Origin of the sequence: Isoptericola sp. NPDC057391 (assembly GCF_042668085.1) — a bacterium.
Taxonomy (GTDB): domain Bacteria; phylum Actinomycetota; class Actinomycetes; order Actinomycetales; family Cellulomonadaceae; genus Isoptericola.
Map to the genome: position 1 here is coordinate 1 of NZ_JBHVBO010000278.1, position 3,789 is coordinate 3,789.

Here is a 3,789-nt window from a genome sequence, read left to right on the forward strand (position 1 = left end):
GGGCGTGGCCCTGGGCCGCGAGCGCGTCGGCGAGCGCCTCGGCGACGGGAGCCGTGCGGATCCACGGCGCCCGCCCGGTGGCCGCTCCGCCGACCGGCCGCTCGGTCGCGATCGCGCTGCCGAGCGCCCCGCCGCGGCCGTCCTCGACGTCGTCGGCGAGCGACCGGAGCGCGGCGGACGTCGTGGCCCAGTCGTCCTCCAGCCGCCGGAACGGCTCGGTGGCGCGGCGGCGCAGGTGCTCGGCGACGGCGGCGCGCAACTCGGGCTCCGCGACCGGCTCCGTCCCGGCCGCGACGTACCCGTCGAGGACCGCCGCGAGCCGCGCCGCGGCGGCGTCGGCGTCGCCGTGCGCCCGCACGAGGGCGGCCGCGAGGGACCCGAGGTCCTCGGCCGGCCGGCCCCAGCGGGCGGCGTCGGCGTCGACCAGCCACAGCTCGCCGGCGGGGCTGCGCACGAGCTGGTCGAGGGACAGGTCCCCGTGCAGGGGGACGGCGCCGTCCGGGCGCGTGGGCAGTCCTGCCCCGGCGGGCCGCGCGCCGTGCAGCGCGGCGGCGAGCGCGCCGACCTCGCGGAGCGCCGCGTCGTCGAGCGCGCCGGCCGCGTCGAGCCGGTCGAGCGAGCGGCCCGGCGCCCAGCCGGTGACGACGACGCCCCGCTCGGCGTCGACGGAACGCAGGCGCGGCACGCGCACGGCGGTCGCTCCCGGCGCCTGGTCGCACACCGCGCCCAGCAGCGCGTACCCCTGGGCGGCGCGCGCGACGGCGTCGGGCCGCACGACCCGCACCAGCGCCTCCCCTCGCGGGCCGCGGGTGTGCAGCACCGCGCGGCGCTCGGGGTTGTGCCGCAGCAGCCGCCACGTCGCGAGACGCCCCACGGCGTCGGCCGCGAGGCCCGCGACGTCGCGTGCCGCGGGGAGCCGCCGGTCGGCGGCCCAGCCGGTGACGACGAGGGCGGCGTCCCGGTCGAGCAGCAGCACCTCCTCCGGCCGGCGCGGGTCGAGGCCCTTGTCCAGCTTGCCGCGCGACCCGTCGGCGTACGCACGCACCAGGACGTCGCGCGGGCCGGAACCGCCCGTCCAGCGGCACGCCAGCACGACGCTGGTGCCCGGCTTGTACCGCAGGTAGGGCCGCGAGACCCGCCCCGGCGCGCCCGTGGCGGCCGCGAGGCGCGCCGTCAGGCGGTCGAGGTCGAGGACGTCTCCCAGCGCGGAGATCGCGGGGTCCGCGGCGGCGACCTGACCCAGGGTCAGGGGGCGGGCGCGGTCGAGCGTCAGGTCAGGCGCCACGGGACGCCACCTCCTCCGGGGCGTGCGGCGGCGCGGGCACCGCCGGCAGGTCGGGGCCGTCGCCGAGCACGACGGCGGGCGGCCCGGACGCGACGACGCGGCCGCCGTCGAGCCGCACCACCCGCTCGCAGTCGCGGGCGGCGTCCAGGTCGTGCGTGATGACGAACGTCGTGCGGCCGCGGGTCAGGCGGCCGAGCGCGTCGACCACCTCGTGCTCGGTCTGCTCGTCCAGCCCGGTGAGGGCCTCGTCGAGCACGACGACCGGGGCGTCGAGCATCGCCGCACGGGCGATGGCGAGGCGCTGCCGCTGCCCGCCGGACAGGGTGCCGCCGCGCTCCCCCACGACGGTGTCGTAGCCGTCCGGCAGCGCGAGGACGAAGTCGTGCGCCCCCGCCACGCGCGCGGCGCGCTCGACCTGCTCGTCGGTGGCATCGGGCACGGCGGCGGTGATGTTCTCCCGCACGGTGCCGTGGAACAGCACGCTCTCCTGCAGCACGACGGCGACGGACCGGCGCACGCTGTCCAGCGTGAGGTTGCGCAGGTCGTGGCCGTCGATCCGCACCACGCCGGCGTCGGGGTCGCGCAGGCGGGAGATCAGCGAGACGAGGCTCGACTTCCCGGCCCCCGAGGCGCCCACGACGGCGACCCGCTCCCCCGGCCGCACGGCCAGGTCGAGCCCCCGCAGCACGGGGTGGCCCGGCACGTAGGAGAACCACACGCCCTCGAACCGCACGTCGCCCAGCGCGCGGCCGATCGGCCGCGCCCAGCTCGCGTCGGTCACCTCCGGCCGGCTCTCGAGCACCTCGACGACGCGCTCCCCCGACGCCCCGGCCTGCGCGATGCGGCCGGTGTACTTCGCGATGTCGCGCATCGGCTTGAACGCCGCCTTGAGGTACGTGAGGAACACGGTGAGCTCGCCCGGCGTCAGCGCGCCGTCGAGCACCCGCTGCGCGCCGACGTACAGCACGACGGCGGTCGCGACGCCCACGAGCACGTCGGTGGAGCGCTCCAGCCCGGCCGACAGCCGCTTGGCGCGCACGCCCTCGCGCAGCGACGACGAGTTGGAGCGCGCGAAGCGCCCGCCCATCCGGTCCTCGAGCGCGTACGCCTGCACGACCTTGACCGCGCCCAGCGTCTCCGTGGCGAGCGACGCGAGCTGCCCCTCCGCCTTGCGCTGGTCGCGCGAGACCTTCCTGATGGTGCGGGACAGGCGCGAGCTGGTGAGCAGGAAGACGGGCAGCACCACCACCATCGCGAGCGCCAGGAGCGGGTCGAGCACCGCGACCACCACGACCATCCCGACGAGCGTCACGACGTTGCCGATCATCGGCAGCATCGCCGTCACCGACACCTCCTTGAGGCGGGTGACGTCGCTGGTGAGGCGCGTGACGAGGTCACCCGTCGTCGAGCCGTCGTGGAAGCGCAGCGACAGCCGCTGCAGGTGCGCGAACACGTCCGCCCGCACCCCCGTGAGCACGCGGTTGCCCGCCAGCGAGAAGCAGACGGTCGACGCGTACGCCGCGCCCGCGCGGAGCAGCACGATCACGAGCAGCGACCCCGCAGCGAGCAGGATGAGCGCGGGCAGGTTCGCGGGCTCCGGCCCGGCCGCCGTCGAGCCCGTGGCGGCGACGATGCCGTCCACCACGTACTTCAGCGGCCACGGCTCCAGCAGCCGCATCCCCACCTCGGCGAGCATCGCCAGGCTGCCCAGCACGAACAGCCGGCGCTCCGGGCGCACGTGGTGGCGCAGGTGCGGCCAGAAGCGCCGGAACGAGCGGCCCGCCTCCCGCATCGAGCGGGGCTTGTACCGGTTCGCCGCGCCGACGCCGGCGGAGGTGTCAGCCATGACGGGCCCCCGCGTGCTCCGGCAGTCGCACCCCGGCGTACCCGAGCGCACGCCGCACGACGACGGACCAGTCGTGCCGCTCCACGGCGACCTGCCGCGCGCGTTCGCCGAGCGCGGCGCGGCGGTCGTCGTCGTGCGCGACGGCGACGAGTGCGTCGGCCAGCGCGGCGGCGTCGCCCGGCGGGACCAGCACACCGGCGGCCCCGTGCTCTAGCGCCTCGGGCAGCTCCCCGACGGCGCTCGCGACGACGGGCAGCCCGGCCGCCAGGTACTCGTAGACCTTCAGCGGCGAGAAGTAGAAGTCGTCGAGCGGCGGGTACGGCGCCACGGCGACGTCGGCGCGGTGCAGCAACCCGGGGACGTCCGACGGCGGCACCGCCCCGGCGTGCTCCACGGCGTCGGCCACCCCGAGAGCGTCCGCCCTCCCGAGGACGGCCTCCCGCTCGGGGCCGTCGCCGACGAGCAGCAGCCGCGCCTCGGGCACGCAGGCCCGCAGCCCGGCGAAGGCGTCGACGAGCACGTCGAGCCCGTGCCACGGCTTCAGGGTGCCGACGAACAGCACGGTGAACGCTGTCGCGTCCTGTCGGACTCTTCGCGCGGACGTATCCCTCCCGAAGTGGAGGGCGCCCTGGCGCCCGTGAACGCGTCCGCGCGAAGG

The 3,789-nt window shown here is 77.4% G+C and carries 3 protein-coding genes; all 3 read right to left on the reverse strand.

Features of this window, described 5'->3' with window-relative positions; genetic code table 11:
- Positions 1-1,285 (reverse strand): phosphotransferase family protein (locus ACFUVW_RS20150; RefSeq protein ID WP_430573073.1); only part of this gene is annotated, 1,285 nt, incomplete at its 3' end.
- Positions 1,275-3,131, reverse strand: coding sequence for an ABC transporter ATP-binding protein (locus ACFUVW_RS20155; RefSeq protein ID WP_430573074.1), 1,857 nt, complete (start codon positions 3,129-3,131; stop codon positions 1,275-1,277). The genes ACFUVW_RS20155 and ACFUVW_RS20150, both read right to left, overlap by 11 nt.
- Positions 3,124-3,789: glycosyltransferase (locus ACFUVW_RS20160; protein WP_430573075.1), on the reverse strand; the 666-nt coding region annotated here is incomplete at its 5' end. The genes ACFUVW_RS20155 and ACFUVW_RS20160, both read right to left, overlap by 8 nt.

Excerpts from the sequence above, each read along its gene's own strand:
- ACFUVW_RS20155 (WP_430573074.1), bottom strand. The coding sequence starts at position 3,131 with ATGGCTGACACCTCCGCCGGCGTCGGCGCGGCGAACCGGTACAAGCCC.